The organism is Parasphingorhabdus sp. W113 (assembly GCF_055693205.1).
Window position 1 is genome coordinate 649,663 of sequence record NZ_CM146328.1, and the last position, 26,291, is coordinate 675,953.

The 26,291-nt window shown below is 58.0% G+C and carries 25 protein-coding genes; 12 read left to right on the plus strand and 13 right to left on the minus strand.

Annotation, left to right across the window (positions count from 1 at the left end; translation table 11 throughout):
- From ACZ1GS_RS03075 to ACZ1GS_RS03095, 5 genes are all read right to left on the minus strand, one after another.
- Entirely contained in the window at window positions 1–1,179 is a 1,179-nt protein-coding gene (locus ACZ1GS_RS03075) for an LL-diaminopimelate aminotransferase (RefSeq protein ID WP_472697029.1), read from the minus strand.
- 171 nt (window positions 1,180–1,350) lie between these two features.
- Window positions 1,351–2,985: an alkaline phosphatase D family protein gene (locus ACZ1GS_RS03080; protein WP_472697030.1), complete on the minus strand. Its 1,635-nt coding sequence runs from the start codon at window positions 2,983–2,985 to the stop codon at window positions 1,351–1,353.
- A 3-nt stretch (window positions 2,986–2,988) separates the two neighbouring features.
- Complete coding sequence (locus ACZ1GS_RS03085; RefSeq protein WP_472697031.1) at window positions 2,989–4,122, minus strand: DUF3667 domain-containing protein; 1,134 nt, start codon at window positions 4,120–4,122, stop codon at window positions 2,989–2,991.
- Window positions 4,123–4,198: 76 nt separating this feature from the next.
- Window positions 4,199–5,476 (minus strand): spinster family MFS transporter, encoded by a 1,278-nt coding sequence (locus tag ACZ1GS_RS03090; RefSeq protein ID WP_472697032.1) that lies wholly within the window; start codon window positions 5,474–5,476, stop codon window positions 4,199–4,201.
- Window positions 5,477–5,547: 71 nt separating this feature from the next.
- A complete protein-coding gene (locus ACZ1GS_RS03095; protein WP_472697033.1) occupies window positions 5,548–6,765 on the minus strand; it encodes a TIR domain-containing protein in 1,218 nt (405 codons plus the stop codon).
- A gap of 161 nt (window positions 6,766–6,926) precedes the next feature.
- Between ACZ1GS_RS03095 and ACZ1GS_RS03100 the strand changes: the two genes are divergently transcribed.
- Window positions 6,927–8,687, plus strand: a complete 1,761-nt coding sequence (locus ACZ1GS_RS03100; RefSeq protein ID WP_472697034.1) for a tetratricopeptide repeat-containing protein — start codon at window positions 6,927–6,929, stop codon at window positions 8,685–8,687.
- On the opposite strand, the gene ACZ1GS_RS03105 is transcribed toward ACZ1GS_RS03100, so the two are convergent.
- Entirely contained in the window at window positions 8,688–9,935 is a 1,248-nt protein-coding gene (locus ACZ1GS_RS03105; RefSeq protein ID WP_472697035.1) for an ABC1 kinase family protein, read from the minus strand.
- Window positions 9,936–10,133: 198 nt separating this feature from the next.
- Here ACZ1GS_RS03105 and ACZ1GS_RS03110 point away from each other — a divergent pair, with 198 nt between their 5' ends.
- Both ACZ1GS_RS03110 and ACZ1GS_RS03115 read left to right on the plus strand, forming a co-directional pair.
- Window positions 10,134–11,036 carry a histone deacetylase family protein gene (locus tag ACZ1GS_RS03110; protein WP_472697036.1) on the plus strand — a complete coding sequence of 301 codons (903 nt, stop codon included), beginning with the start codon at window positions 10,134–10,136 and terminating at the stop codon, window positions 11,034–11,036.
- Window positions 11,037–11,134: 98 nt separating this feature from the next.
- A complete protein-coding gene (locus ACZ1GS_RS03115) occupies window positions 11,135–14,362 on the plus strand; it encodes an amidohydrolase family protein (RefSeq protein WP_472697037.1) in 3,228 nt (1,075 codons plus the stop codon).
- 37 nt (window positions 14,363–14,399) lie between these two features.
- On the opposite strand, the gene ACZ1GS_RS03120 is transcribed toward ACZ1GS_RS03115, so the two are convergent.
- The gene (locus ACZ1GS_RS03120; RefSeq protein ID WP_472697038.1) at window positions 14,400–15,839 is read right to left on the minus strand and encodes an amidohydrolase; all 1,440 of its coding nucleotides are present in this window, start codon (window positions 15,837–15,839) and stop codon (window positions 14,400–14,402) included.
- A 198-nt stretch (window positions 15,840–16,037) separates the two neighbouring features.
- On the opposite strand from ACZ1GS_RS03120, the gene ACZ1GS_RS03125 reads away from it, so the two are divergent.
- Complete coding sequence (locus tag ACZ1GS_RS03125; protein WP_472697039.1) at window positions 16,038–16,298, plus strand: hypothetical protein; 261 nt, start codon at window positions 16,038–16,040, stop codon at window positions 16,296–16,298.
- Between the two features lie 50 nt (window positions 16,299–16,348).
- Here ACZ1GS_RS03125 and mobA read toward each other — a convergent pair whose 3' ends face one another.
- Both mobA and recF read right to left on the minus strand, forming a co-directional pair.
- Complete coding sequence (gene mobA / locus ACZ1GS_RS03130; RefSeq protein WP_472697040.1) at window positions 16,349–16,942, minus strand: molybdenum cofactor guanylyltransferase; 594 nt, start codon at window positions 16,940–16,942, stop codon at window positions 16,349–16,351.
- A 333-nt stretch (window positions 16,943–17,275) separates the two neighbouring features.
- A complete protein-coding gene (gene recF / locus ACZ1GS_RS03135; protein WP_472697041.1) occupies window positions 17,276–18,355 on the minus strand; it encodes a DNA replication/repair protein RecF in 1,080 nt (359 codons plus the stop codon).
- A gap of 614 nt (window positions 18,356–18,969) precedes the next feature.
- On the opposite strand from recF, the gene ACZ1GS_RS03140 reads away from it, so the two are divergent.
- The 4 genes from ACZ1GS_RS03140 to ACZ1GS_RS03155 all read left to right on the plus strand — a co-directional run bounded on the left by ACZ1GS_RS03140 (window position 18,970) and on the right by ACZ1GS_RS03155 (window position 21,358).
- Complete coding sequence (locus ACZ1GS_RS03140) at window positions 18,970–19,149, plus strand: PspC domain-containing protein (protein ID WP_472697042.1); 180 nt, start codon at window positions 18,970–18,972, stop codon at window positions 19,147–19,149.
- A gap of 127 nt (window positions 19,150–19,276) precedes the next feature.
- A complete protein-coding gene (locus ACZ1GS_RS03145) occupies window positions 19,277–20,233 on the plus strand; it encodes a cation diffusion facilitator family transporter (protein ID WP_472697043.1) in 957 nt (318 codons plus the stop codon).
- Between the two features lie 186 nt (window positions 20,234–20,419).
- Window positions 20,420–20,764, plus strand: a complete 345-nt coding sequence (locus ACZ1GS_RS03150) for a PilZ domain-containing protein (RefSeq protein WP_472697044.1) — start codon at window positions 20,420–20,422, stop codon at window positions 20,762–20,764.
- A 129-nt stretch (window positions 20,765–20,893) separates the two neighbouring features.
- A complete protein-coding gene (locus tag ACZ1GS_RS03155; RefSeq protein ID WP_472697045.1) occupies window positions 20,894–21,358 on the plus strand; it encodes a thermonuclease family protein in 465 nt (154 codons plus the stop codon).
- Here ACZ1GS_RS03155 and ACZ1GS_RS03160 read toward each other — a convergent pair.
- Window positions 21,330–21,929 carry a rhodanese-like domain-containing protein gene (locus tag ACZ1GS_RS03160; protein ID WP_472697046.1) on the minus strand — a complete coding sequence of 200 codons (600 nt, stop codon included), beginning with the start codon at window positions 21,927–21,929 and terminating at the stop codon, window positions 21,330–21,332. The genes ACZ1GS_RS03155 and ACZ1GS_RS03160 overlap by 29 nt on opposite strands.
- A gap of 161 nt (window positions 21,930–22,090) precedes the next feature.
- Here ACZ1GS_RS03160 and ACZ1GS_RS03165 point away from each other — a divergent pair, with 161 nt between their 5' ends.
- Genes ACZ1GS_RS03165 through ACZ1GS_RS03175 form a run of 3 tightly spaced genes read left to right on the plus strand, consistent with a single transcriptional unit; the run spans window position 22,091 to window position 23,995 of the window.
- Window positions 22,091–22,726 carry a lysophospholipid acyltransferase family protein gene (locus ACZ1GS_RS03165; RefSeq protein WP_472697047.1) on the plus strand — a complete coding sequence of 212 codons (636 nt, stop codon included), beginning with the start codon at window positions 22,091–22,093 and terminating at the stop codon, window positions 22,724–22,726.
- Window positions 22,723–23,538: a DUF1295 domain-containing protein gene (locus ACZ1GS_RS03170; RefSeq protein ID WP_472697048.1), complete on the plus strand. Its 816-nt coding sequence runs from the start codon at window positions 22,723–22,725 to the stop codon at window positions 23,536–23,538. Before ACZ1GS_RS03165 ends, ACZ1GS_RS03170 begins: the two co-directional genes overlap by 4 nt.
- 22 nt (window positions 23,539–23,560) lie before the next feature.
- Window positions 23,561–23,995 carry a VOC family protein gene (locus tag ACZ1GS_RS03175; protein ID WP_472697049.1) on the plus strand — a complete coding sequence of 145 codons (435 nt, stop codon included), beginning with the start codon at window positions 23,561–23,563 and terminating at the stop codon, window positions 23,993–23,995.
- On the opposite strand, the gene ACZ1GS_RS03180 is transcribed toward ACZ1GS_RS03175, so the two are convergent.
- The 3 genes from ACZ1GS_RS03180 to ACZ1GS_RS03190 form a co-directional block, all read right to left on the minus strand.
- On the minus strand, window positions 23,992–24,651 hold the full coding sequence (locus ACZ1GS_RS03180; RefSeq protein WP_472697050.1) for a DsbA family oxidoreductase: 660 nt from the start codon (window positions 24,649–24,651) through the stop codon (window positions 23,992–23,994). The genes ACZ1GS_RS03175 and ACZ1GS_RS03180 overlap by 4 nt on opposite strands.
- A gap of 48 nt (window positions 24,652–24,699) precedes the next feature.
- On the minus strand, window positions 24,700–25,047 hold the full coding sequence (clpS, locus tag ACZ1GS_RS03185) for an ATP-dependent Clp protease adapter ClpS (RefSeq protein ID WP_472698055.1): 348 nt from the start codon (window positions 25,045–25,047) through the stop codon (window positions 24,700–24,702).
- 257 nt (window positions 25,048–25,304) lie between these two features.
- A complete protein-coding gene (locus tag ACZ1GS_RS03190; protein WP_472697051.1) occupies window positions 25,305–25,808 on the minus strand; it encodes a phasin family protein in 504 nt (167 codons plus the stop codon).
- Here ACZ1GS_RS03190 and ACZ1GS_RS03195 point away from each other — a divergent pair.
- On the plus strand, window positions 25,792–26,061 hold the full coding sequence (locus tag ACZ1GS_RS03195) for a hypothetical protein (protein ID WP_472697052.1): 270 nt from the start codon (window positions 25,792–25,794) through the stop codon (window positions 26,059–26,061). The genes ACZ1GS_RS03190 and ACZ1GS_RS03195 overlap by 17 nt on opposite strands.
- Window positions 26,062–26,291 lie beyond the last annotated feature (230 nt).

Here is a 26,291-nt window from a genome sequence, read left to right on the forward strand (position 1 = left end):
CTAGCCAGCGCTGAGGAATTTCTTGATGCTGCGGGCGGCCTGGCGGATGCGTTGCTCGTTTTCGACCAGCGCCAGGCGCACATAGCCTTCGCCCTCGTCGCCAAAGCCGGTCCCCGGAGCTACCGCAACGCCTGCCTCGGCGATGAGGCGCTTTGCAAATTCCATCGATCCGAGCTCGCGAAACTGTTCGGGCACCGGTGCCCATGCGAACATGCTGGCTTCGGGAGACGGGATGTCCCAACCGGCGCGGCCAAAGCTTTCCACCATGACGTCGCGGCGTTTCTTGTACAGCGCGCGGTTGTCGTCAATAATGTCCTGCGGGCCATTGAGCGCCGCCGTCGCCGCGACCTGAATAGGCGTAAAAGCACCATAGTCGAGATAGCTTTTGACGCGGGTGAGCGCGCCGATCAGTTTCTGATTGCCAACCGCAAAGCCCATGCGCCAGCCCGGCATGGAATAGGTTTTGGACATGCTGGTAAATTCAACCACACAGTCCTTGGCGCCATCAACCTCGAGCATCGATGGGGTCGGCGTGTCGCCATAATAGATTTCGGCATAAGCAAGGTCGCTGATCACCCACAATTTATGTTCGCGGGCAAAATCGACGACCTTTTTGTAGAAATCGAGATCGGCAACATAAGCGGTCGGATTGGAGGGATATCCCATGACCAGCACCGATGGCTTGGGCACGGAATAGCTCATCGCATATTCGAGGCGCGTAAAAAAATCGGGTCCCGGAGCTGCGGGGATCGACCGGATGGCGGCACCGGCAATGATGAAACCAAAGGTATGGATGGGGTAGGATGGATTCGGCGCGAGCACGACGTCGCCCGGAGCCGTGATCGCCTGGGCCAGATTGGCCAGCCCTTCCTTGGATCCCAGGGTCACGATAACTTCGCTGTCGGGATCCAGCTCGACATCAAACCGGCGTTTGTAATAATTGGCCTGCGCCAGCCGCAATCCCTTGATCCCTTTCGACGCGCTATAGCGATGGGCATTGGGGTTGTTCGCGGTTTCCGAAAGCTTGTCGATCACATGTTGCGCCGGGGCACCATCCGGATTGCCCATCCCCAGATCAATAATATCGTCCCCACGCGCCCGCGCTTCCGCCTTCATCGCATTCACTTCAGCGAACACATAAGGGGGCAGGCGTTTGATGCGGTAGAATTCTTCGGACATTGTGGCGCAGGTCTCCATCGGGGTTGAAATCGCAAGAGTCTTACGACAATTCCTGCCTTGCGCATATTTATTTCAAATGTCGAGAGCCTGGCGGTCGATAAGTTCAACTAGACCATCTGCTCGTCCATCCGTCGCAGCGCGTTCCGTGCCAAGCCAATCGGTCGGTTTAGTTCAGGTCAGTCGATTGGTTCCGCGCATCACCGTCTGGCTCGCATTGCCCTTCAGCGCCGTCGATTTCGTCCGGATGGTATCGAGGAAATGCCAGGTCGATGTGGCTTTGTCGGGTGTCAGCGCGACCGTCATATAGCCGCGATTGCCGGTATCGGCCCATTGCAGTTGATCATTGGCCGCCACCACCGCTTCGGAAACCTGGGCCGGCGCAACGCCCTGCGTATAGGCTTCAAAGCCGGGAGAGGTGACACTGTGGCCGCCAAATTCAACGCCGGCCGCACCGTTGCCAATGTCGAGATCAAACGCCCAGCCATTGTGACTGTCACCCGAAAGCACCAGCAGATCCGCTTCGGCTTCCTGCGCGCTGGCCAGCAAGCGGCGCCGGGCTTCGGGATAGCCATCCCAGCTGTCAAAATTAATTGGCAAGCCAATTTTTGCCGCCAAAGTACCGATCTGAATCCGCGCCTTGGCAAAAGCGGGCGCGTCATCGGCGACCCAGCTCGCCGCGTCCTGCGGCAATTTCAATTCCCCCATGACGCATTGCTGGCCCAAGACCTGCCATTTTTTACCGGCCTGCCGGGATGCTTTAAGCGCGCCAGCCAGCCATGCTTCCTGCGTGGCGCCAAACATTGACCGGCTCGGATCGCGCCATTCGGTGTCGCGAAAATTTTTCAGCGCCTGCTGGATATCGCTCTGGCCTTTCAGCGCGGCTTCGAGTTCCGCCGGTTTATCACGGCCACTGATCCGGCTTTCGGTCAGGAACAAGGTTGCGAGATCACCAATTTCATATTGGCTCCAGCGTTGCGATCCTTCGGCCAGGTCTGAGACCGGCATCCATTCCCGATAGACCTGTTCCGCCGCGCGCTTGCGCACCGCCCAGTCGCCTTCGGTGTCGGGCTGGTGGTTCTGCGCGCCGTCTTTGTAAGCATCATTGGTAAATTCGTGGTCATCCCACATCGCAATCATCGGCAGGCTCTGATGGATGCGCCGCAAATCCGGATCGCTGCGATAGGCTGCGTAGCGCAACCGATAGTCTGCCAGCTCAACCATTTCATGGGTCGGATTCAAAACACGGCCGGCAAGCGCCTGTTCCTTGGAGGGATAGGTGCCGACAGGATATTCGTAGAGATAGTCGCCGGTATGCAGGATCAAGTCGAGATCATTCCGTTCGGCGGCGTGGGCATAGGCGTTGAAATAGCCAAACGGCATGTTCGAGCAGCTGAAAACGCCAATATTGAATTGCGGGACCATCGCTTCCGGCAAGGTTTTTGTGCGGCCGATCGCCGAGACTGACCCGTCCGGTGCGATGAACCGGTAGAAATACCATGTTCCCGGCTGCAGGTCTTGCGCCGTGATCTTGGCAATATGATCCCGGCGTGGTGAAGCGGTGACTTCACCCACAGTCTTTGCGTTCTTGAAATCGACTGACTTCGCCATTTCCGCGGTCAGCTTGACATCGCCGCTGCCGACAAAACGGGTCCACAGCAAGATCGATTCCGAGGAAGGTTCGCCACTCGCGACGCCATGGGTAAAGCCTCCGGCCCGGGCAATGGTCGCGGATGCCGAGGTGGACAGCGCGCCGAGACCAAATGTGCCCAACTGAATGAGTTGGCGGCGATTAAATGAGGGTGTCATGCGTTATCCTAACAGGCCGAGAGCGAACAATATAAGAAAGAAAAGTAACAGGCTGATGACGGTAAACACAAGCAAGACAACGACCCGGAGCAGCGCCTCGAAGCGCGACAATTGATAGGCGTGACGCAATTGACGGTACATGTGAACAGGTGGATAGCAGGTCAGCAAAAGGGCCCAGACCGCACCAGGCAGCCCGATCGCTGCAAGCAGCGCGCAGCTGATGAACAGCAGCGACATGAAGCTGATCGAATAAGTGGTGAACACGGCATGGTCATAGAAATGATAGCCTCGCCGGCCAATCATCGTCAGCCACACAAACGGCAGGGAGATCGGGATCAACAACCAGGCAAATTTATAGCCATTGGCCTTCAGCTTGTAGAGCAGCAGATTGGGGTTTGCATTGGCTTTCTCAAACGCCTGTTTCAGCCACTGGTCCCACGAAGCGGACCCGGTGGTGAAATCGTCGCTGATGTTCACCACCGATGACCCTGTTTCATCGCCGATGGCAAAATCGGTATCACTCAGCCCGACATCGGGATAAGGCATGTCCTCGGCGACCATCGTCGCCATTACATTGCGGGCGCGTTTGAGGTCCAGTATCTCTTCATTGAGATCGTCTCTTTCCGCACCGGTCGCACGATTTAGCTGCGCTTCCTTTTGGGCGATCTGACCCGTAACCCGTCCCGCTTCCTTGGCAACACCGGCGGTGAAACCGCCGTCCAGGGCATCGCTGCCATCGCCCACCGAAAACGGGCTGCCCATGAATGAAAAAACCGCAAACATCATGAAGATGGAAAACAGGAACAGCGCCATGGGCGAGATGAACCGGGCCCGTTCGCCGTGAATATAGCGCCGGGTCAGCTGCCCCGGCTTCCAGGCCAGCAGAGGCAAAGTGCGCCAGAATTTGCCTTCAAAATGGAGAACGCTGTGGAGAATATCATGCCCGAATGCGCCGATCGATCGATGGACGTGAAGGCGCTGGCCGCACTGGGTGCAATAGGTTCCCGTTACCTCAGACTGGCAATTCAGACATTGGCCTGAACCAGCGGTGTTGCCATCGCCGGTTTCCTGTTCGACCGCCCGGCCGAGCAATGCTCCTTCGACAGCGGTCCCAACGGCTTCGATCTCATCAGACATGGCGACAACTGTTCAGCCAATTTGATCGATAAGGCAAGCGGCTTTTGTTTTGGCGCGCCATCCTCTGGGCGCGGCCTCAGCGTTTCAGGTGCACCGTGATCCGCCAATAGTGAAAGCCAGCCCAGATGTTGAACAGCGCCAGCAGGGCGAGCGCTTTTTGCAAGGCGGCGCCCGGTTCCAGGTCGGCCGCGAACATGTCGGAAAGGGCACCGACAAAGACCGGGCCAACGCCCAGTCCGATGATCCCGGCGATCAGCAAATAGATGGCTACGGCCATTGCACGGGTCTGATCGCTGGCGAGTCCTTGCAGCGCGGCAAAGCTGGGCCCGTAATAGAAGGTTGCGGCAAATGTCGGTATCCCGAGCAGGATGATCGCAAGATCGGCATTTTCGGTATAGACGGCAAGGATCATGCCCGGTGCGGCGAGCACCAGCACGAGCCCGCTGATCAGCAGCGGCAGGGTTTCCCGGACTTTTCCAAAGAAATCGCCGGCTTTGCCGCCAATCCATGCGCCAAACCCGCCCGACAGGAAAACCATCAAACCGAGCTTCCAGCCCAGTTCGCCAAACGGCATGCCGTGGACCCGGACGAACAGGCCACCATAAAAGCTGGCGAGCCCGTAGGATACGAACTGGACCAGAACGCCAGCGGCAACCAGATGCCAATAGGCGCGCTTGCCGGATAGTTCGAGCAGCGCCTGTTTCAAGGTCACCGCTCCTGGCACCGGCTTGAAGGCCTGCTTGAGGGAGACCGCGCCACGCGGGTCGGGTACGGTGAACCAGATTACGAAGGCGATGATGACACCGGGCAAACCGGCGATCAGAAAGGCGACGCGCCAGCCCAGATTTTCCGCCATCCAGCCGCCTGCGGCGTAGGCAATGAACGCCCCGACGGGCACCGACATGCCCAATATGCCTAGCGCGCCAGACCGGCGTTCGGGCGGGAACAGGTCGGCGATCAGGCTGTGCGACGCGGGTGCCGAACCGGCCTCACCGATGCCCACGCCGACGCGGGCAAGGAACAGTTGCAGGAAGTTGGTCGCAACCCCGCACAACATGGTCATCGCGGACCAGATTGCGATGGCGATGGCGATGATCCGGCTGCGGTTCCAGCGGTCGGCCAGCGCTGCCACCGGGATGGCCAGGGTTGTGTAGAAGATCGCAAACGAGAAACCGGTCATCAAGCCGAGTTGCGTATCACTGAGATCGAGATCCTGTTTGACCGGTTCCGCCAGAATTGAAATGATCTGGCGGTCGAGAAAGTTCAGCATCGTGACGACGAACAGGACACCGAGAACATAATTGGCATGGCGGCCAGTGGGCGCTGCTTCGTTCAAGGGTTGTGTGGCGTTCATTACAAAGGAATGTGACACGATCCCAAGGGCGGCGGTACCCCCTGTTTAATTAGGGCCAGAGTCGCCAAAGATTACTGGCCGTCTTCCTCATTTCGGCCGAATACGACCGGATTTTCGGCGCTGAACCCGCCACCCAGACGGTTCCGAAAGGCAGAATCGCCATTGGGCCAAGGCCGGTCTCGGGGCACATCGAGATTGCCGGCTGCGATAGCGCGGAGTATCGCGACCCGTTCCCGGACCGCGCGCGAGATACATTCGGCATCGGTGCAGCGATCGCGGACATCGGTGCGCCAGGCCTGTTGCTGCCGCTTCAGCCGATTGGCACTGACCCCGACAGCCGCCATCGCCTTTCCATATTCGGTTGCCAAAATCCGATCGAGATCGGCCAATGGAATCGATCGGCAGATCATTCTTTCCACCGAGTTGGAGGCTTTCTTGCAATCGAAGCTGGGATTGATCCGGGGCGGGGCGACTGGCTCTGCCGGGGCTTCGGTTACGGATGGGCCTTCCTCCGATGGAGCCGTTTCGCCGGTTTCCTCTTGCACCGCTTCGGCGACCGGGTCCATGTCTGCCACCGGGTCGCTCGTCCGGTTGTTCCAGAACAAGAAGACTGCAAATACCGCGACCAGCAGCGCCGCGGTCGCTACAAATGGCGCCCAGTTGATTGTTTTCTCTGCATCAGCTGCGCCATAGTCGTAATTGTCATCCTCATTCGGATCGTCATCAACCGGGTCCGAATCGGGCGCTGATAACGGCCGATCAGCGGCTGATATCCGGGGGGCCGGTTCGGTGTCCGGTCCCGATCCCGTCGCTTCTGCGGCGTCTGGCTCGTCATGTCCGCCATGGGCGATCAGATCGTCCACGGTCATGGTCTTCATGCTGGTGCCAGCGAGCTGATGCGCTTTGGCAGCGACGCGTTCGATGGTGTTTTCGCGTTGCTCCATCCAGTCGATCCACTGGGAATCCGCCAGATGATAGGCAAGCTGGTCGGGGTCGAGTTTTTCGAGCCGGAGTGGTAATATGGCCTTGCGCGATGAATCCGCGAGGATCAGCTCGCGTTTCACATGCGGGCTTTTGTCCGACCGGCTGCAAAACAGCAGCAACGTTGCACAGCTCTCATCAATCGCGCGCTTGATCGCCATGTCAAAGGCTTCGCCGGGCTCGACGTCGCGCGGTGCAAGCCAGCATGTTACGTTATACGCGGCCAGCGATTGCTCAAGCTCCAGGGCAACGTTCAGCTTGCTCGAATGGTGGCTGATAAACAGCTGCGTTTCCGGTTTTTCGCCCATGTCGTGATCCGCCCCCCAGCGTTAAAGCCTGCTCGCGCTCGGCGCTATCATAACCGCCTTAACGAATTACGCTACTATTTGGCGAAAAGATTCCGTCACGATTTGTGGCAATCACGATCGCCGCAATTGCTGTCGCGAGCATTATTATCTAGAGCCTTTGCATGGACCCGGCCGTAGAACAGACCCAGCATGCGATTGATCAGGGCGATTTGCTGCGGGCCTATGACTGTGCCCGTTCGGCGATTGATGCTGGCGACCAGTCGGTTGAATTGCGGCATTTGCTGGTGCTCGCATTAGCGCGGATGGGCGAGGGCGCGCAGGCAATGGAGCTATACGCCGAATATGGTCTGGACCAGTCGAACAACGCGCATCACCGGTCCTTGTCCGCTCGTATATTGAAAGATTCCGCCTTGATGATGCGCGACCCTGCGGAGCGGGCGGAAGCGATGGATGCTGCATTTCAGGCTTATGTCACGATTTATGAGGACAGTGGCGACGCCTATCCCGGCATTAATGCCGCCAGTCTGGCCCTGCTCAGCGGTCGCAAGGACCAGGCCCAGAAACTGGCCCAATCGCTGTTGGAATTGCAGGACGTCCGCGATCCCGGCGATTATTATGCGGCAGCGACCCAGGCAGAAGCCTTGTTGATTGCCGAAGATTTCGCCGGTGCGGAAGCGACGTTGATTGCCGCGAGTCAATGGCCGGACGCCAATTCCGGTGCCAAGTCAAGCAGCAGCCGGCAATTGCGGCTGGTGGCGAAAGAACTGGGGCTGGACCCGAGCGCGATCGATCGCCTGCTGGCGCCGATCCAGCCGCCGAAAGTCATGCATTATTGCGGGCACATGTTTCTGGAATCACGGGAAGCCGAACGCGCTCTTACGGAGCAGATTACAGATTTTCTGAGCGCCAATGACATCGCCTTTGCCTATGGCTCGCTGGCTGCCGGAGCGGATATCCTGATCGCCGAAGCGGTGCTCGCAAGAGGCGGCGAGGTGCATGTCACTTTGCCTTTTCTCGCTGATGATTTCGTTGCGCAGTCGGTTGAGCCGGCGGGCGGCGGCTGGCTACCGCGCTATGAACGCTGTCTGGCGATGGCGACCAGCGTCCGCTTTGCCACCGAGATGCACTATGTCGGGGATCCCGGGCAATTTGGTTATGCCAGCAAGGTGGCGATGGGAATGGCGCGGCTGCGCGGACAATATCTCAAAACCGAGGCGCTGCAACTGGCGATCTGGGACGGGCAGGCGTCTGCTGGTCCCGCTGGAACCGGGGCAGATGTGGCGGCGTGGCAGGATTTTGGCGGCACCTCGTCGGTCCTAGCGCCGGGCGCTGTTGATCGCGCTCTGTCTTATCCCGAAATGCCGGATGCAGACCATCATGTGCGCAAGCTTGCAGCCTATCTGTTTACCGACTTTCCGGGCTTTTCTAAGCTTCGGGAGGCCAGTTTACCAGCCTTCTGGCAAGGCATAATGGGGCGCATGGCCGATGTGCTGGATGATCACAAGGATGCCATTTTGGCTCAGAATAGCTGGGGAGACGCCGTGCTCGCAATCATGCCAGCTGCTCCCGTCGCTGCCGATATCGCCCTGAATCTGCAAAAGGCCCTCGAAGGTTTTGATTACGGTATGCTGGGCCTGTCTGAATCCGGGGGCATGCGGATCGGCGTGCATTACGGTCCGGCCTATGAAACGCCCGATCCGATCACTGGCAAAATCACCTATTATGGATCGGAAGTCTCGCGGGCCGCCCGGATCGAACCGGTGACACCGCCGGGGGCGGTCTTTGTCACTGAGGCCTTTGCTGCGATCCTGGTGCTCGAGGCGGCCGACCGGTTTCGCTGTCGCTATGTCGGCAATGTCGAATTTGCCAAGGGCTATGGCAGCTATCCGATCTATCGGCTGATGGCCCGGCAAGGCCATTAATTACGAAAGATAGGCTTTGAGCATCGCGCCAATGTCGACCTTGGCTTTCAACCGGTTGGCCAGCATGTACATGCCGCCAAATTTGCGCTGGATGAAGATCGTATCGGCAGGCGGGACATGCCAGAAATCCCGAGCAGCCGCAAAGCGAAGGCCTTCGTCGCGCAGCAGCTGGACGTTGCTGTTATCGGCAAAATCTATCGGCCCCGGCTGGCGCAGCGGATTCATGGCCATGTCAAACATGTCCATAATCGCATCCTGATGATGTTCTTGCGCATCGGCACCAAAAAGGCCGAGTTTGATCGCTGCTTGTTGTGCGGCTTTGCGATCATCGGCGAGACCGGCCTTGGCCAGTTTGCGATATTGGCTGGCAACCGGTTTGGGGATCGAGCGGGTGGCGCCAAAGTCGAGCAGCACCACTTGCCCGGTCTCGGGATTATATCGATAATTGGCGAAATTCGGGTCGGTTTGCATCAGCCGGAACTCGAACAATTCCCGCAACAGCAAACGGAACAGCAGTGTCACGATCCGGTCGCGCTTGGCCTGTGATGCGCTTTCGAGTGATTCAATCGGCACGCTTTTGATAAACGCCATCGCGAGCACATTATTGGTCGTCAAATCTTGGTGCAATTGGGGAACCTGAAAATCCGCGTCACCCTCCAGCAAGGTCGCAAAGCGACTGAGATAGGCCGCTTCCCGCGCATAATCGGCTTCCTGATGGAGCTGGGTCTTGGCCTCGTCAAGCATTGGTGTGATGTCGAGTGCCTTGGGGATCAGACCCGACAGCGCGATCAGCGAAGCAACATTGTCGACATCGCTGTCGATGCTCTCGCGCACGCCGGGATATTGCACCTTGATCGCGACATCGCGCCCGTCGACGGTGGTGGCGCGATGCACCTGACCGATCGATGCCGCTGCGATCGGTGTATATCCGAACGGATCAAACAGCGCTTCCCACTCTTTTCCATGTTCCGTGGCCATGACTTTGCGCAATTGCTTGTCGGGCATATATTGCGCGTCGGCGCGCAACCGGGCGAGGATTTCGGTTAGCTCGGGTGGCAACATTTCGCTGGCATCCATTGACAGCATCTGTCCGAGCTTCATAGCTGCACCGCGCAAATTGGCCAGCTGGTTGGTCAGCCTGACGGCATTGCCAGGCGTCAGCAGCATGTCACTGACCTTCGGGCGTTCGCCGTCTGCCAGCCGGCGGACACCTTCTACCAGCATGCTGCCGCCAATTGCGGTCGCCATGGACCCGAAGCGGGCAAAGCGGGAAAACCGCCCACTGGGAACGGCGCGGCCTTTGGTTGGAAGTTCATCCTTGGGCGCGATGATGCGGATCCTTTGCGGTCAGTCGAGGCAAATTGGCTTCTAGGGCAGGGGAGCGTTACGCCCGATACGGCGTTAGGGACAGTGTCAATTTGATCGGCGTTGTTCTATCGATTGCTGATGCTGCATATTGTTCATCACAGTGACTATGTCGCGCCGCCGCCAACCCGGGGCAGTTTCGCGTTCGACAAATATCATCTCGTGATGGAAGCGATCCGGCAGCTATCCGACGACTATACTGTCCACGCCCCGTCCGCGATTGATCGCCGCTGGCTCGATGCCGTGCATGACCCCGAATATGTTGACCAGGTGCTGACCGCAACTGTGCCGGCGGACAAGGAGCGCCGGATCGGCTTTCCGGTAACCGACGCGATTGCGACGCGGGTTCGTTACACGTCAGGCGGAACCTGGCTGGCGGCGCAACTGGCGCTCGAACATGGGTTCGCAGCAAACAGCGCCGGTGGCAGCCATCATGCGCTGGCCGAAAGCGGAGCGGGCTATTGCGTCTTCAATGATCTCGCCGTGGCCGCCAACCGCTTGCTGGCCGAAGGCGATGCCCGCCGGATTCTGATCCTCGATCTGGATGTTCATCAGGGCGACGGCACCGCCGCCTTGCTCGCCGGTCGCAGCGACGTGATGACCATGTCCTTCCATGGCGAGAAGAATTTTCCGGTTCGTAAGGCGCGCTCGACGCTGGATGTCGGCCTGCCCGACGGCACGGGGGATGCCGAATATCTGGCGCTTCTGACCCGTCATCTGCCCCAGGCACTGGAGGATTTCCAGCCTGATATCATGCTCTATCAAGCCGGCGTCGACGCGCATGTTGATGACCGTCTGGGACGGCTGGCGCTGACCGATGCAGGGCTGGTGGAGCGCGATCATCTGGTGATCCGTCAGGCGCGCATGCGGGGAATTCCGGTCGCGAGCGCTCTCGGCGGTGGTTACGGGACCGATCATCACGCCGTTGCCAGCCGTCACGCGCGCTCGATGCGCGCCATGGCGGATGCGCTGGTGATGCCGTGAAGGCACCGGTTCAGGTCGTACAGGCATAAAAATTTCTGTTCATTCGGACGCAATTGTTGAATAGCTTTGCACAATATAAAAAGCCTCGGGGAATTTTCATGAAATATCGTCTCGCCACCGTAATTGCTGCTTTGTCTCTGGCGGGAGGCTTGGCGACCCCCGGTTTCGCGCAGGCAACCGATGCTGCAAAAAAGGATGACGCGGCCAAGTGGGATGTCAACGCCCCGCAGGGCGCGACGATCAAGCAAGTGCCGATCCAGACCGATGAAGGCAGCTGGATCGATGTCGATGTCAGTCCCGATGGTCAGACTGTCGCCTTTGCCTTGCTCGGCGATATTTACACCATGCCGATCCGCGGCGGGACACCAACCCGGATCGCCGAAGGCCTGGCCTGGGAGGTGCAACCGCGTTTTTCGCCCGATGGCAAGCGCATCGCGTTTACCTCCGACCGCGGCGGCGGTGACAATATCTGGATCATGAACCGTGATGGCAGCGACAAGCGGCAGGTGACCAAGGAGAAATTCCGCCTGCTCAATCAGCCGAGCTGGAGTCCGGACGGGCGCTATATTGTCGCCAAGAAACATTTCACCACCAGCCGTTCGCTCGGCACCGGAGAAGTGTGGGTCTATCATGTGTCGGGCGGGGCCGGCGTGGCGCTGGTCAAGAAACCCAACGACAAGCACCAGAAGGAACTCGGCGAGCCAATCTACGCTCCCGATGGCAAGGCGATCTATTACACCCGCAATATCACGCCCGGAGGCACGTTCATTTACGCGCAGGATTCAAACAAGGATCTGTTCAATATCGAGAAATATGACCTCGAGACCGGCGAGATAACGACCGCTGTCTCGGGTTTTGGAGGATCGGTCCGGCCGGCGCCTTCGCCTGATGGAAAGTCGATCGCCTTTGTCCGCCGCGAGCGCGCCGAGTCCAAACTCTATGTCAAGGATATCGCGTCCGGGATCGAACGCAAAGTCTATGATGCGCTGGATCAGGACGTGCAGGAAACCTGGGCCGTGACCGGCGTCTATCCGAATATCGACTGGACGCCGGACAGCCAGACTCTGGTGTTCTGGGCCGGCGGCAAGATCCGCAGAGTGGCGGCGGATGGCAGCGGCGCGGCGGTGATCCCGTTTGCGATCAATGATAGCCGCGGTGTCGCCGATGCGCCGCACCCCAAAATCCCGGTTGCACCCGATAGCTTCACCACGAAAATGCCGCGTTTTGCTGCGGTCTCTCCTGATGGCAAGCGCGTGGTGTTCGAAAGCCTGGGGCAGCTTTACATCAAGTCCATGTCCGGCGGCACGCCGCGGCGGCTGACCAGCGGTTCCGGCGAACGGGAGCTGTTTCCTTCCTGGTCACGCGATGGTCGGTCGATTGTGTTTGTCGGCTGGACCGATGACAAGCTGGGGCGGATAAAAACCGTCTCCGCGTCCGGCGGATCGGCTCGCACGATAACCAACCGCCCGGGCCATTATGCGCGCCCGCAATTTTCGCCTGATGGCCGCACGATCACTTTTGAAATGCAGGGTGGCGGTTACCTGACTTCGCCCGATTACTCGGTGGACGACGGTGTCTATCGGGTGGCCGCAACTGGTGGTGCACCAGAGCGCGTTGTAAAAGGCGCGTCCGCCCCGCAATTTGGCGCCGCCAGCGACCGCATATTCATGGTCGGGCAGGACGACGGCAAACAGGTGTTGATGAGCAGCGATTTGCGCGGTGAGGCCAAGCGCACCCATGCCACAGGCGAGCTGGCCAATGGCTATAGCGTTTCGCCAGACGGGCAATATGTCGCCTTCCGCCAGAATTATGAAGCCTTTGTCATGCCGCTATTGCCCGGTACTCAGGCGGTGGCCGTTGCACCGGACAGCAAGTCCTTGCCGGTAACGCGAGTGAGCAAAAGCGGCGCGGACTATATGCACTGGTCGCAAAATGGCCGGCAATTGCACTGGAGCTTGGGCGCGACAGTCTTCAGCGCACAAACGGCGGCCTTGTTTCCGAACGCGCCGGCAGCAAAAGACGCGCCGAAGTTCACACCGCCGACCAGCGGTGTTTCGCTGGCGCGCACCATCACGGCTGACAAGCCGTCCGGTCTGGTTGCGCTGGTCGGTGGCCGGGTCGTTACCATGGCGGATGACGAAGGTGGCATTATCGCTGACGGCGCGATTGTGGTCCGGGATAATAAGATCGTCTCGGTCGGACCGCGCGGAACCGTTGCGATTCCGACTGGAGCGACCGTGGTTGATCTGACCGGCAAGACGGTCATTCCAGGTCTTGTCGATGCCCATGCGCACGGCGCCCAGGGCACTGACGAACTGGTGCCCCAGCAGAACTGGTCGCTGATCCAGAATTTGGCGCTTGGCACCACCACCATTCATGATCCGTCGAGCCGCGCGAGCGAGATCTTCGTCGCGGGTGAAATGCAGCGCGCCGGGCTATTGATTGGACCCCGCATTTTCTCCACCGGAGAGATTGTTTACGGGGCCAAGGCCGCCAGCGTTTACGCAGAGATTAACAATCTCGAAGATGCGCTTGATCATGTCCGCCGGCTGAAGGCGCAAGGCGGCAGCAGTGTCAAAAACTACAACCAGCCCCGGCGCGAACAGCGGCAGCAGGTTGTCGAGGCCGCACGGCAGGAAAATATGCTCGTCGTAGCGGAAGGCGGCTCGCTATTCGGCATGGACATGGCGCTGGTTGCCGATGGCAACAGCACGCTGGAACATAATATCCCGCTCGATATTTTCTATGATGATGTTGTGCAGATGTTTGCGCAGTCGGATACCAATTATACGCCCACCCTGGTGGTGAGCTATGGCGGTCTGGCGGGGGATCCCTATTGGCGTCAGGCAACCGATGTCTTCGCGCATCCCCTGCTGGTGCACACTCCGCCCAAGCGTCTTGCCGCGAATACGGTCCGGCGCACCAAGGCTCCGGAAGAAGATTTTGTCGATGACAATAATGCGCGCGAAGCCAAGAAACTGGCTGACAAGGGCGTGCTGGTCGCGATCGGTGCCCATGGCCAGCAAGCCGGCATCGCCACCCATTGGGAGCTATGGTCCTTTGTCCGTGGCGGCATGTCGCCGCTGCAGGCGCTGCGCTCGGGTACGATTGATTCCGCCAAGTCGCTCGGCATGGCGGATGAAATCGGATCGCTTGAAGCGGGTAAGCTGGCCGATCTGGTCGTGCTGGATGCGGATCCGACGGCGGATATTCGCAACACCGACAAGGTTCACCGCGTGATGATCAACGGGCGGATGTACGATCCGGTGACCATGAACGAAGTCGTCACCGGATCACGCAAGCGCGCCGCTTACTGGTGGGAATAACCGTGGGAGGTCGCGCGCCAGGTGCGGCCTGCCGGTTCTACTTCCGATAGTCCAGCGGCGGTTCGCGATCGCCAAGCAGCGACTTATATTTGTAATCCGGCCCTCTCGCTTCATCGAAGGCGGTGCGCGCTTCCTGGCGTAACTCCGGATTGGTATAGAGCTCAATCGCCGCCAATGTCAGCGTTTTTGCGGCCACCTGCGTGCCCTTGAAGCCGATCGACATGCCGCTGGCGGCGGAACTTTGCCAGCTATGCGCGGAGGTGCCTGGAACCCAGGTTGCTGTGCTCAAGCCTACGGTCGGCGCCGCATAGGACACGTCCCCGACATCGGTGGAGCCATAGCCCAAGGTGACATCATAAGGCTGAATCTCTGCCTCGCTGCCGAGCGGATGGTCTGGATTGGTAAAGCTTGCGTGAATGCGTTCGGCAAATTTCTGTTCTTCTGCGGTGTAGCTGATGCCGCCGATCTGGCGCAGCTTGCTGTCCATCATTTTCGCCAGCGGCTCGTTGACCAGCAGCGGATTATTGCCGTGGATCACTTCCCAGTCGACTTTTGTTCCGGTTCCCAGCGCTGCCCCGCGTGCGGCATCTTCGACGCGCGTCCAGATCGCATCAACGCCATCGGGATCGGGATGGCGGACATAATAGAAGACCTCGGCGAAATCCGGAACGACATTGGGCGCGGTTCCGCCCTTGGTGATCACATAATGGATCCGCGAATCCTGCGGGACATGCTCGCGCATCATGTTTACCATCATGTTGAACGATTCAACACCGTCCAGCGCTGAGCGGGCCTTTTCCGGAGCACCCGCGGCATGGGCCGACACGCCGCGAAAACGGAATTTGGCTGAGCGATTGGCGAGCGTCGTACGCGCCGCGGCGGAATTTTCATCGCCTGCGTGCCAGTGGAGCGCGAAATCGACATCATCAAACAATCCGGCGCGGACCATGTAGACCTTGCCACTGCCGCCTTCCTCTGCCGGGGTCCCGTAGAGCCTTACGCGGCCGGGTGTGCCGGTCTTCTCGAGCCAGTTCTTGACCGCGATGGCGGCCTCCACCGATCCGGCGGCGAAGAGATTATGGCCGCAGGCGTGAGATGCATTCTTGCCGTCAATTGGTGTTCGGGTTGCCACGGCATCCTGGTTGATGCCGGGCAGGGCATCATATTCGGCGAGAATCGCAATGATCGGCCCGCCTTTGCCATATTCCGCCACAAAAGCGGTTGGAATATCGGCGACGCCCGCCTCGATGGCAAAACCCTGCACGCGCAATGTCTGTTGCAATAGGGCGGTGGCTTTTTCTTCCTGGTAGCCGACTTCCGCCCATTCCCAGATTTGCCGGGCGACGCTGGCGCTTTCATCCGACCGGGCATCAATCGCCGCCATGATTGAGGCAGTGTCGGCGTCTTCCGCAAGGGCAACGGTTGGGAGCGTGAGCGCAGATGTAGCGAGCATAACGGCAAACGAGAAACGGTTCATAAAATCCTCTTCCACAATGATTATGCACAGGGAATGGCACAATAGGGCTGGTGTAAGCAATATTATTACACCAGCCTTGGACCTTCCCGGCACAGGTCAAGTGCAAAAATGCAACTCGCAGGTGCAACATTTCACATTGCAACTTACTTTGATGTCAGCATAATCAGGGTTCCTTCCCCGAGCCAAATGGAGCCTATCATGAAGTCAATTGCATCCCTCCTTATCACCGCAGCCGCCCTTTCGCTGACCGTTCCCGCCGCTTCTGCTGCCGAACGCAATGATCGCTTGTTCGATGCAACGGGTTCCAGCGTGGCCAAAGTGAACCGCGTTGCCGCCAATGGCGATGTTCTGGTCATCTACAAAGGCAAGGTTCGCCGCGTCGATGCCGAAACGCTGTCGACGGTTGATGGCAAGCTGATGACCAGCCTGACCAAGAAAGAATTGCGCCGCTTGAAATAAGCGCGAAGACGGATCGCGCCCGCGGGCGCTTCAAAGAAGCCGGTGCTCCCTCAGGCGCCGGCTTTTTTGATTCTAGCTTCTGCAGCGGCCAGATCCTCTGGACGGTTGATGTTCACAAAAGCGGTTTCATCAGGCCAATATACTGTGGTTGCATCGCATTGGCGTGCCAGCCATTGCAGCGACGGCGCGTGATCCTGCGTTTCATGAGTCCCCCGCACCATATTGACGGCGGCGCACAGCCATTGGGCGAAGACCGGATGCATCCGGTCCGGACTTTCTGCCACGCTGCAACCCGGTTGAGCGGAGAGTCGGCTGACGAGATCTGCGGGTGCAAAGGGTGCATCGACCGGCATGGTTATGAAGCGATCCGCGCCAGGGCAGAGGGTTGGGAGCTGCGCGGCGATCGAATAGATGGCGCCGACCGGCCCGCCCGGACAATCGGGATCATCGGCCATATAGGGCAGACCCGTGCCATGATCCTGCGGTGCCGACAGCCCAATCCAGTCTGCTTTGTCCTGGTGTTTTGTTATCGCCTGATCGATCAATCGGGTCCCGTCGAGCGTCAGCACGGCCTTGTCCTGTCCCATGCGCCGGGACTGACCCCCAGCGAGCACGACGAGGCACAGAGGGCCGTTGTCATTCATAGCGGGACCAGTCATTCATAGCGGGCGGCTTCCATAGCGAGAACAAGGTAACATCCTGACTTTACGGACATGGTCTGTCCAGCCATTCCGGGATCGGAATGCGGATCACGGTGCGATTGCGGTTGTCGAAGAGGGCGCAATGGTGCCTGGTCCCGGAACCGGGAAGACGATTGCCTGCAAGACAAGCAGGATCGGAACAATGGCCTGAACGAGCAGGGCGGGGCTCCGCTTCCTGTCGCGGGTTATGATGGTCTTGCGCATACGATGACGAATGCCGGAAACGACCAAAGCAAGCGCTAAGAATGATGGTTAAGTCATTCTTGGCACGTACGCTCAGTCCGGACGCCGCTTCAACGTCCCTTCCGAAACTTCGAAATGCAACGCGCCATCCGGGACATCGGCAAACAGTCCGGGCTCGGTTCCGGTCAACCAGACCTGCCCGCCTTTGTCAGCCAATTGGGCAAATAATGCGGCCCGTCGCCGCGGATCGAGATGCGCCGCGACTTCGTCAAGCAGCAGGATGGGGCGATCGCCGCGCTGAGCGGCAATTAGATCTGCCTGGGCCAAGATGATCGAAAAGAGCAGTGCTTTCTGTTCGCCGGTTGAACAGCGTTCGGCGGATTGCCCCTTGGCCGCATGGAAAACAGTCAGATCCGATCGATGCGGGCCCGAAAGCGTGCGCCCGGCGCGTCTGTCCGACTGGCGTCCGATGCGTAGCTGTTCGAGCAGCGCTTGTTCGGTGCGCATGCCATGATCGTCCAGTTCCATTCTGGCCGCAGCGAAGAGGCCGTCGTCGGTTTGCTGCAACGCCGCGTTCAGGGCCCGGGTTATCCGATGGCGCGCGTCAGCGACCAGACTACCGAAATTGGCGAGTTGCCCATCCAGTGCATCCAGCCAATCATGATCGGGCATAAATTCGTCGGCCAATAGCCGATTGCGTTCTTTGCGCGCTGCATCATAGCGGCTGCAATTGCGGGCATGGGTTGGTTCGAGGGCGGTCACCAGCCGGTCCAGAAAATTGCGTCTTCCGGTTGCCGCCTCGATGAACAGCCGGTCCATCGCCGGGGTGAGCCACAAGAGGGACAGCCATTGTCCCAGATCATTGGTTGGTACCGAAGCGCCATTGACCCGGGACTTGCGGCGGTCCGGCTGGTCATCACTGGTACCTGTGCCGAGCTGGGTGTCATCCAGTTCGGCCGCGACCGCAAAACCGCCGGGACCATCCTGGCGAGCGATGTCCTTTAACGCGACCCGGCGCAGCCCCCGTCCTGGGGACAAGAGCGACACCGCTTCCAGGATATTGGTTTTGCCTGCTCCATTCTCACCGCTGAGCAGGATAAAACCCGGCCGGGCGTCCAGGCGCAGGCTGGCATAGTTTCTGAAGTTATGAAGAGTGAGCCGGGAAATCGTCATGACGGACCGTTGGTCTAGCTGTGGGCCACGAGATTGAGAAGCAAATTCGCCGCCATCAGGATTCTGGCAGGCTCAACATAGCACCAATACTAATAGTTAGTGAAAAAAACCAAGTATCAGGTTTACAGGATGTAACATCCGACGAGAAAATTCTCTATCGCATTGATAAATAACAATAAGATAAAACTGGCACGCCTCCTGCAATGATTGAGACATCTTCGCAAACACACAGCGAAGGCCCATTTAACCCGGAAGGAAGCCATTATGTTCTCGAATATCTCCAACAATGTTGTCGCCGCTTTTGCCGCCATTTTTTCTGCCGCCGTTTTCGTCAGCGCCAGTGTCGGCCCAGCCGCAACCAACGCAGCATCATTCATCGCTTAAACCAACCCCAACTCCCTGAAAGGAAAAACCATGACCTACACGCTGAAATCACAAACTCTCGCCGCCATCGCTGCTCTTTTCTCTGCTGCTATATTTGTCAGCGCTAGCGTTGGACCAGCCGCTCAAAACGCCGCTTCGCTGGTGATCTGATGGCTGGCAACAACAAGAGCAACCGGCCAACGCCGACCAGCTGGCCCACTTCAACCTCAACCAAAAGGACCAAATCCCCAGTGAAAAACAAACTGCAACTCGACAAAACCAATGGCAAATTAATGGGCGTATGTTCCGGTCTCGCAAACTGGAGTGGTATGGATGCCAATCTGTTGCGGATCATCTTCGTTCTCGCCACGATTTTCGGCTTCGGCTCGGCGATCATTATTTATCTGGCTATCGGTCTGATCGTTGACTAAGCCTCTGATCTCACAGAAATAATGATATAACATACAGAAAACATTGATTAAAATACATAGACCGCTCCGATAATTCCGTGTACGCTTCAGGCGGTAAAACCACGGATCAACCATCGGAGCGCAGTTGTTGGCGGGATCGCATCACCATCACCATCATGGGCCATTCCCGCATAGTCACCATGACCGCCATGGCCCGCATGGCCATATGCCGACCAATTTCAGCCGCGCCTTTGCGTTCGGGATCGCGCTCAACACCCTCTATATTATCGTCGAAGTCACTTATGGCCTTCTCTCCGGCTCCATGGCATTGCTTGCCGATGCCGGGCACAATCTTTCGGATGTGCTGGGACTGGCCGTGGCCTGGGCCGGCGCCGAACTGGCGAAGCGTCCGCCGAGCAAGCAATTCACCTATGGACTGGGCGGTTCTTCGATTTTGGCCGCGCTGCTTAATGCGCTGTTCCTGCTGGTCGCCTGCGGGGCGATCGCCTGGGAAGCGATAGGGCGTTTTGCTGCGCCAGCACCGGTGGCATCAACCACTGTCATCATGGTCGCTTCAATCGGTATCGTCATCAATTTCGGAACCGCGATGCTGTTCATGCGCGGCCAAAAGGAAGACATCAATATTCGCGGCGCCTTTTTGCACATGATGGCGGATGCGGCGGTGTCGGCAGGTGTCGTGATCGGCGGCTTCGTGATTCTGTTTACCGGCGCCAACTGGGTGGATCCGCTGATCAGCCTGCTCATCGTCGGGTTGATATTCTGGAGCACCTGGGGGCTGCTATCCGAAGCGGTGCGAATGTCCCTGGCCGGTGTCCCAAGAGATATCGACGTGGAGGAAGTACTGGCCCACCTTGTTGCTCTGGAAGGCGTCGAAACGGTGCACGATCTCCATATCTGGCCGATGAGCACCAGCGAGACCGCGATGACCGCCCATCTGGTCATTCCGGGCGGACATCCGGGCAAGAATTTCCTGATGGACGTGCAGAAGGAAATGAAAGAGCGCTTTGCGATTCACCATATCACCATCCAGATCGAACTGGAGGATGAAGAGGCAGAAATCTGCGCTACGGATTGCCATTCCTGACACCGATTGCGGCTGAAATCCCGGGCGTTCCAGAGAACCAGATTAACCACAGAATCCCGGGTCCCCGTTAACCTTTGCATAATGATCTGCTGATAGATCGAGATCAGAGCCGGTTATCGTGCCAATTGGGCGATAATATTCTGCGAGGATGCAGGATCAGGGTTTGAGGACACGGGGCTTTTAGACATGACGGCAAAGATTGACGCACGGGCGATGGATAAGCAATTCAAGCGGGGTGACCACCGGATTTCGACGCGGGCCGGGGTGGAAATCCTGGCTGATGTTCGCGAACCCGGTCTCGGGCGTGTCGAGGCGATGATCCTGGACCTTTCCCTGACCGGCTTCCGCATGCGTTGCATGACCCGTCTCACCGGGGAAAAAAATATCTATATGACCCTGCCGTCCTTTACGGCTCTGGAAAGCAAGATATGCTGGATTGATGGTGATTTCTTTGGGTGCGAGTTTACCCAGGCGCTCTATCCGGCGGTCTTCGACCATATTGTGTCCCGTTACCCGACATTGAAAAGCTGAAGACGTCCAATAATCGCGCAAGCGGCTTTGTCCCATGCGCGCAATCGGCTAAGCGGATCATCCATGCCGCGCAAATCTTCAAAGAAATCCATATGGCGACTGGTCCTTGGCACCCTGTTGGTGCTTGGGATGACCGCTCTGTCCTTCTATTGGCAGCGGACCACCGAAGTGGTCACCATTGACGGGCGTGCGGTCGCGGTGATCGACGGCGACAGCTTCAAGGACGGAACCGCTGAATATCGTATATCCGGTATCGACGCCCCGGAATATCGACAGACCTGCACCGATCGAGAGAATAGGACCTGGACCTGTGGCAAGGCGGCGCGGGCCGGCCTTGAACGGTTGTTGCGCCAGGGCGATTTTGGTTGCGAGGTTCATGCCCGCGATCAATATGGGCGATCCATCGTGACTTGTCGGCATGGCGAGCAAGATCTGGGTGCGGCCCTGGTGGAGCAGGGACATGCCCTGTCATCAGATCATTTCGGATCGCTTGCCTATGGCGCCGAAGAAGCCCGCGCGGAAAAAGCAAGGCGCGGAATCTGGCAAGGACAATTCGAGACACCGGCTAACTGGCGGGCCGCGCATCCGCGCTAGGATTTTCGCTCTGAGACAGCGGCCGGAACGGTCCGGTCGGCGGCCATGGCTGAACGGTTCCGGTCCATTTTACCCGCGGATCGGCCATATGCATGACACCCTGAAGCTCGTAAATATTCTCGTAGCCATAGCCATATAAGTTGATGAAGGTGGGAATGTTCAGCGCGAGCGGTGCGCTTTTCAGACGGATGGGCGGGACATTGTCGCGAAAATTATTGTTGCAGTAGATCAGAATTGGTCGTGATTTGTCGCCGATAAGGGCGGCGAGCTTGTCCTCGGTGAAATCGGAAAATGGCAGGTTGACGGCCCCGGCAATATGCCCCTGCTCAAAGGCCGCGACCGAACGGGTGTCGAGTATGAGCGCATCATCCCGTGCGGCAATCGTTTCGAACGCGTCCCAACTTACCAGCCGTTTGGTCCGGTAATCGGCCAGTTCAGCGGTCAATTGCATGAAGCCGTGATAGTCGACTTGGGGATTGCTTGGCGCGACGTCTGCACCGCTTTGTGCTATGGCAGGAGAAAGGGGCAATACCGATAACAAGATCACGGATAGGATGGGTTTGATGGTCATTTTTTGTCTCCCTGCACAACGCCGATCCGGGAAAATGGGCGAACGCATATTGCCAAAAGCTGAACTGGCATGGCGGACAGGTGATTTGAGGCATTGCGCTGGGGGGAAATGGACCTATTGTCCTCCGCGAGGCGGGGTTACCATCGCAAACCGGGGGACGTGTGGCGAATAATATCAAACCAAACTGGTTGTCGGAAATTGTCCGACGATTCTCGATTTTCGTCTTTCATCTCAATGGTTGGACTGCGGTGCAGGAGAATCCTCCACCGCGAAAATGCGTCATCATCGCGGCGCCGCATACCAGCAACTGGGATTTTCTCTTTTTCTTTGGCCTGACCAACAAGCTCAAGTTCCAGTCCTACTGGATTGGCAAGGATACGCTGTTCAAATGGCCCTTTGGTGACATGATGCGGCGCATGGGCGGGATTCCGGTTAATCGGTCGCAATCGCAGAATATGGTCGACACCATGGTCAAGGAGTTTGAAAGCCGGGATGATTTTATCCTGACCATCCCGCCAGAGGGCACGCGCGGCAGTGTCCGGCAATGGCGGACGGGCTTTTATTATATCGCCCTGAAGGCCAAGGTCCCGCTGATCATCGGCTTGATGGATTATGCCAAAAAGTCAGGCGGGCTCGGGCCAGCGTTCATGCCGACCGGCGACTATAAGGCGGACATGGCGAAAATCAGCAAATTCTATCACAGCGTCACGCCGAAATATCCCGACAAGGCGATGGATGATCTGGTCGCGACCGATCCTGATCCGATTGCCAGTCCGAAGACCACCAACCCGTCATGACCCTGTTGCTGGCTCTGGCAACGAATTTCGCCCTGTTGCTGATCGTCGTCATCATCCTGTGGCTGGTTTCGCTTCGCATTGGCGATGTCTCATTCATCGATTCATTCTGGGCCTATGGCATGGCGATCATGGCGGGGGCTTCCTTGTGGCAGGTTCTTGCGGTGCAGGAAGCCGGCTGGCTGGCCTGGGTGCTGTTCGGTTTGACCGTCACCTGGGGCACCCGGCTGGGTACCCATCTTCTGTTGCGCTGGCGCGAGGAAGGCGAGGACCCGCGTTATACGAAAATCATCGGTACGGCGATGACAAAAAAGGGATGGAGCTTTGCTCAAACCGCATTGATCAAGGTTTGGGCGCTGCAAATGCCCTTGCTGTTCATGGTTTGCCTGCCCGCGCAGATCGGCATTCTTCTCGCCGGGCAGCAAAGCCTTGGTCCGGTGGCGATCATCGGAGCTCTCTTGGCGGTTATCGGAATCGCTTTCGAAACAATTGGCGACGCCCAGCTCAAGACCTTCAAGGCCGATCCTGCCAACACGGGTAAAGTGCTGGATACAGGCTTGTGGCGTTACACTCGGCACCCCAATTATTTTGGCGATTTTTGTGCCTGGTGGGGCATTTTTCTGGTCGCGACCCAAGTCGGTTGGCCGGCGTGGATTGCGATTGTCGGACCGATTTTTCTGAGCTTCACGCTGACCAAATGGAGCGGCGCGCCAATGCTCGAATATGCGTTGCGCAAGAACCGCCCCGACTATGTCGACTATATCGAGCGAACGTCCGGGTTCATCCCGATGCCGCCCAAGAGGCGATCGAACTGACTCGGATTCAAGGAATTCCCTTATGATCAAAGGCATTCATCATGTGGCGGTCGGCGTGCCGGATCTCGAAGCCGGTCTCGCTTTTTACGAAGAGGTTCTCGGCTTTGCGCTGGACTGGCGTAGCGACATCAGCGCTGACAATATCAAGGCCGGCGCCGCTGTCGGCTTGCCTGGGTTCGCGGCGCGGATGGCGATGCTCAAGGGCCCTAATATCGCGATAGAGCTGTGGCAATATAGCGATCCGGTACCCCGCGACCGGCGATCCGATCCTCAGGATCTCGGCTATCCGCATATTGCTCTGGCGGTAGCGGATATCGAAGCGGAGCAGGACCGGTTGCGCGCCGCCGGGATGACCTTTGTCGGACCGGTGGTTGATTTCGGAGCCCAGAAGGCAGTTTATGGCCGGGACCCGTTTGGCAATCTGATCGAGCTCCTCGAGGAGCAGGAAACACCCTAGGCGGCCTTGGCCAGTATCTTGCTCTCGATAATCTGGGCAAAGACATCAGCATCCTGCGCGCCGGGCACCATGAACTTCTTGTTGAAGATAAAGGCCGGCACACCGGTGATGAAGCGGTCCTGCCATTCGGCCTCCACAGCCCGCACTTCCGGAGCGAACATATCCGTGGTCAGAAGGTCGCGGGCGCGTTTCTCATCCAGACCGACCGAGCCGGCCACGGCAACCAGCACATCATGATCACTGACATTCTTGCCATCGGTAAAATGAGCTTTGAACAAGGCCAGCTTGAGCGCGGTCTGTTTGCCGGTTTCGCCGGCCCAGTGCAGCAGGCGATGGGCGTCAAATGTGTTCACCATCCGCATGCCGGGATGATAGGAAAAGTCGAAATCTAGACCCGCTCCGGCTTCGCGCAAGCGGTTGCGGTTAGATTTGCTCTGTTCGGGCGTGGCGCCATATTTCTGCGCCATATGCTCATCAATATCCTGGCCTTCGGGCGGCATGCCAGGGTTCAATTCAAAGGCATGCCAGGCGAGCGCGAAATTGGCTTTGCCTTCAAAGCGCTGCATCGCCTGTTCGAGTTTCTTGTAGCCGATAATGCACCACGGGCAGACCACATCGGAGACAATATCGACGGTGATGACGGGTGTCTCGGGCATGGTAATTCCTCGTTGTGGTAGGTCCCGGTGCGGGCGGACTGGATCAGATCAGGCCTTTTCAAGCGTGCATTGCAAAGGATGCTGGTTCTTGCGGGCAAAATCCATCACCTGGGTTACTTTGGTCTCGGCCACTTCATAACTGAACGTGCCACAAATCCCGACGCCTTTCTGATGCACATGCAGCATCACCCGGGTGGCTTCGTCTATGTCCATCTTGAAAAAGCGTTTCAGGACAAGCACGACAAATTCCATCGGGGTATAGTCGTCGTTGAGCAAAAGGACTTTATAGGGATTCGGTTTCTTAGTCTTGGTCCGGGTCTTGGTGGCGATACCCAGATTGGTGTCATCGTCACCGGTGCCGCTTTCGTCATCCCCGGTATCGTCATCGCCAGCCATCCGGACGGGATGATTGCTGAGCGATGATCTTACATCATCAAAGCCGGATGCGCCTGCAGGCGCGTGAAAGAGAATCTCGATTTTGCTCATTGCTCACAGGATATGGTATTTCGGTCCCCGAGGGCAAGTGGTGGAATCATCTCAATGTGGTCATTTTGGGATAAATTGCCAGTTTAGCGCTCGACCGACAGCAAAGCGCACAAGAAAAAAGGCCGCCCCGACAGGGACGGCCTTTAAACGTGATGATGAAAAGCGGCTTAAGCGGCTTTTTTCATTTCCTTGCGGATCGTGCTGACACGGTCAGCGATCGGCTGATAGGCTTTGCCGGCCAGGGTGGTTACGGCATCAACATTGTTGGACGTCTGATCCATCATGCGGTCCATGCCGGCACGGAGATAGTCGGTCTGCTTGTCGAAAAAGTCTTTCGGCGTCGCGACGCTGAATACACCCTGCAGCGCGCGGCTGGCTTCGACGAAGTTCTCGCGGGTATATTTCAGGTTGGTCTGGCCAATTTCCTGAGCGCCCTTGGCCGTGATCTTGCCGGTTTCGATCAGCGTTTCGATGTTTTCGCGGTTGAATTCAACAGCGTTTTTGGACAGTTCAACAGCCCGGTCCGCAGCTTCCTTGGCGCGTTCCTGAGCGGTTGCAGTCAGCTTCTCAAAGCGGGTGCCCAAGGTCTCAGCGGTTTTCTTCGCTTTGTTGGCAGCTTTGGTGTTAGCGGCTTTGGTGTTCTTTGCGACGCGTTTGGTTGCAGTGGTCATTTTGGTCGTTCCTTTTTTTACAGTCTTTTTGGTGGTGGCAGCGGTGCGTTTCGGAGCGGCTTTGCGCTTCGTCACGGTCTTTTTTGATACCGCTTTCTTTGCTGCTGGCTTCTTGGCAGCGGGTTTTGAAGCCGTTTTAGTTGTCGGTGCCGGAGCCGCTTTTGCAGCTTCGGTGGTTTTCTTCGCCGGTGCGGCAGAGGATGCTGGCGCGCTTGGGGCCTTGATCGGCTCAGCAGACGCAGCTGCAGCATAAGCTGCTTGTGCAGAAAGGCCGGCAGGCTTTGAAGGAGCCGGAGCAGCCTTTGTTTCGGTTGTTTTCGTGTCAGCCATCTGTTGTTCCATGTGTTTGTTGCAGTGCACAAATAGGGCGGCATGGAGGCGATGTCAAGAAAAATGTTGCAGTGCACAATATTGGGTGCGGTGCATCGATAAGGCTTGTATTATCAAGGCGATATTGTCGCTATGCGGACGCAAAAATGGCTT

Excerpts from the sequence above, each read along its gene's own strand:
- ACZ1GS_RS03075 (WP_472697029.1), bottom strand. The coding sequence starts at position 1,179 with ATGTCCGAAGAATTCTACCGCATCAAACGCCTGCCCCCTTATGTGTTC.
- ACZ1GS_RS03080 (WP_472697030.1), bottom strand. The coding sequence starts at position 2,985 with ATGACACCCTCATTTAATCGCCGCCAACTCATTCAGTTGGGCACATTT.
- ACZ1GS_RS03085 (WP_472697031.1), bottom strand. The coding sequence starts at position 4,122 with ATGTCTGATGAGATCGAAGCCGTTGGGACCGCTGTCGAAGGAGCATTG.
- ACZ1GS_RS03090 (WP_472697032.1), bottom strand. The coding sequence starts at position 5,476 with ATGAACGCCACACAACCCTTGAACGAAGCAGCGCCCACTGGCCGCCAT.
- ACZ1GS_RS03095 (WP_472697033.1), bottom strand. The coding sequence starts at position 6,765 with ATGGGCGAAAAACCGGAAACGCAGCTGTTTATCAGCCACCATTCGAGC.
- ACZ1GS_RS03100 (WP_472697034.1), top strand. The coding sequence starts at position 6,927 with ATGGACCCGGCCGTAGAACAGACCCAGCATGCGATTGATCAGGGCGAT.
- ACZ1GS_RS03105 (WP_472697035.1), bottom strand. The coding sequence starts at position 9,935 with ATGGCGACCGCAATTGGCGGCAGCATGCTGGTAGAAGGTGTCCGCCGG.
- ACZ1GS_RS03110 (WP_472697036.1), top strand. The coding sequence starts at position 10,134 with ATGCTGCATATTGTTCATCACAGTGACTATGTCGCGCCGCCGCCAACC.
- ACZ1GS_RS03115 (WP_472697037.1), top strand. The coding sequence starts at position 11,135 with ATGAAATATCGTCTCGCCACCGTAATTGCTGCTTTGTCTCTGGCGGGA.
- ACZ1GS_RS03120 (WP_472697038.1), bottom strand. The coding sequence starts at position 15,839 with ATGAACCGTTTCTCGTTTGCCGTTATGCTCGCTACATCTGCGCTCACG.
- ACZ1GS_RS03125 (WP_472697039.1), top strand. The coding sequence starts at position 16,038 with ATGAAGTCAATTGCATCCCTCCTTATCACCGCAGCCGCCCTTTCGCTG.
- mobA (WP_472697040.1), bottom strand. The coding sequence starts at position 16,942 with ATGAATGACAACGGCCCTCTGTGCCTCGTCGTGCTCGCTGGGGGTCAG.
- recF (WP_472697041.1), bottom strand. The coding sequence starts at position 18,355 with ATGACGATTTCCCGGCTCACTCTTCATAACTTCAGAAACTATGCCAGC.
- ACZ1GS_RS03150 (WP_472697044.1), top strand. The coding sequence starts at position 20,420 with ATGACGGCAAAGATTGACGCACGGGCGATGGATAAGCAATTCAAGCGG.
- ACZ1GS_RS03155 (WP_472697045.1), top strand. The coding sequence starts at position 20,894 with ATGACCGCTCTGTCCTTCTATTGGCAGCGGACCACCGAAGTGGTCACC.
- ACZ1GS_RS03160 (WP_472697046.1), bottom strand. The coding sequence starts at position 21,929 with ATGACCATCAAACCCATCCTATCCGTGATCTTGTTATCGGTATTGCCC.
- ACZ1GS_RS03170 (WP_472697048.1), top strand. The coding sequence starts at position 22,723 with ATGACCCTGTTGCTGGCTCTGGCAACGAATTTCGCCCTGTTGCTGATC.
- ACZ1GS_RS03175 (WP_472697049.1), top strand. The coding sequence starts at position 23,561 with ATGATCAAAGGCATTCATCATGTGGCGGTCGGCGTGCCGGATCTCGAA.
- ACZ1GS_RS03180 (WP_472697050.1), bottom strand. The coding sequence starts at position 24,651 with ATGCCCGAGACACCCGTCATCACCGTCGATATTGTCTCCGATGTGGTC.
- clpS (WP_472698055.1), bottom strand. The coding sequence starts at position 25,047 with ATGGCTGGCGATGACGATACCGGGGATGACGAAAGCGGCACCGGTGAC.
- ACZ1GS_RS03190 (WP_472697051.1), bottom strand. The coding sequence starts at position 25,808 with ATGACCACTGCAACCAAACGCGTCGCAAAGAACACCAAAGCCGCTAAC.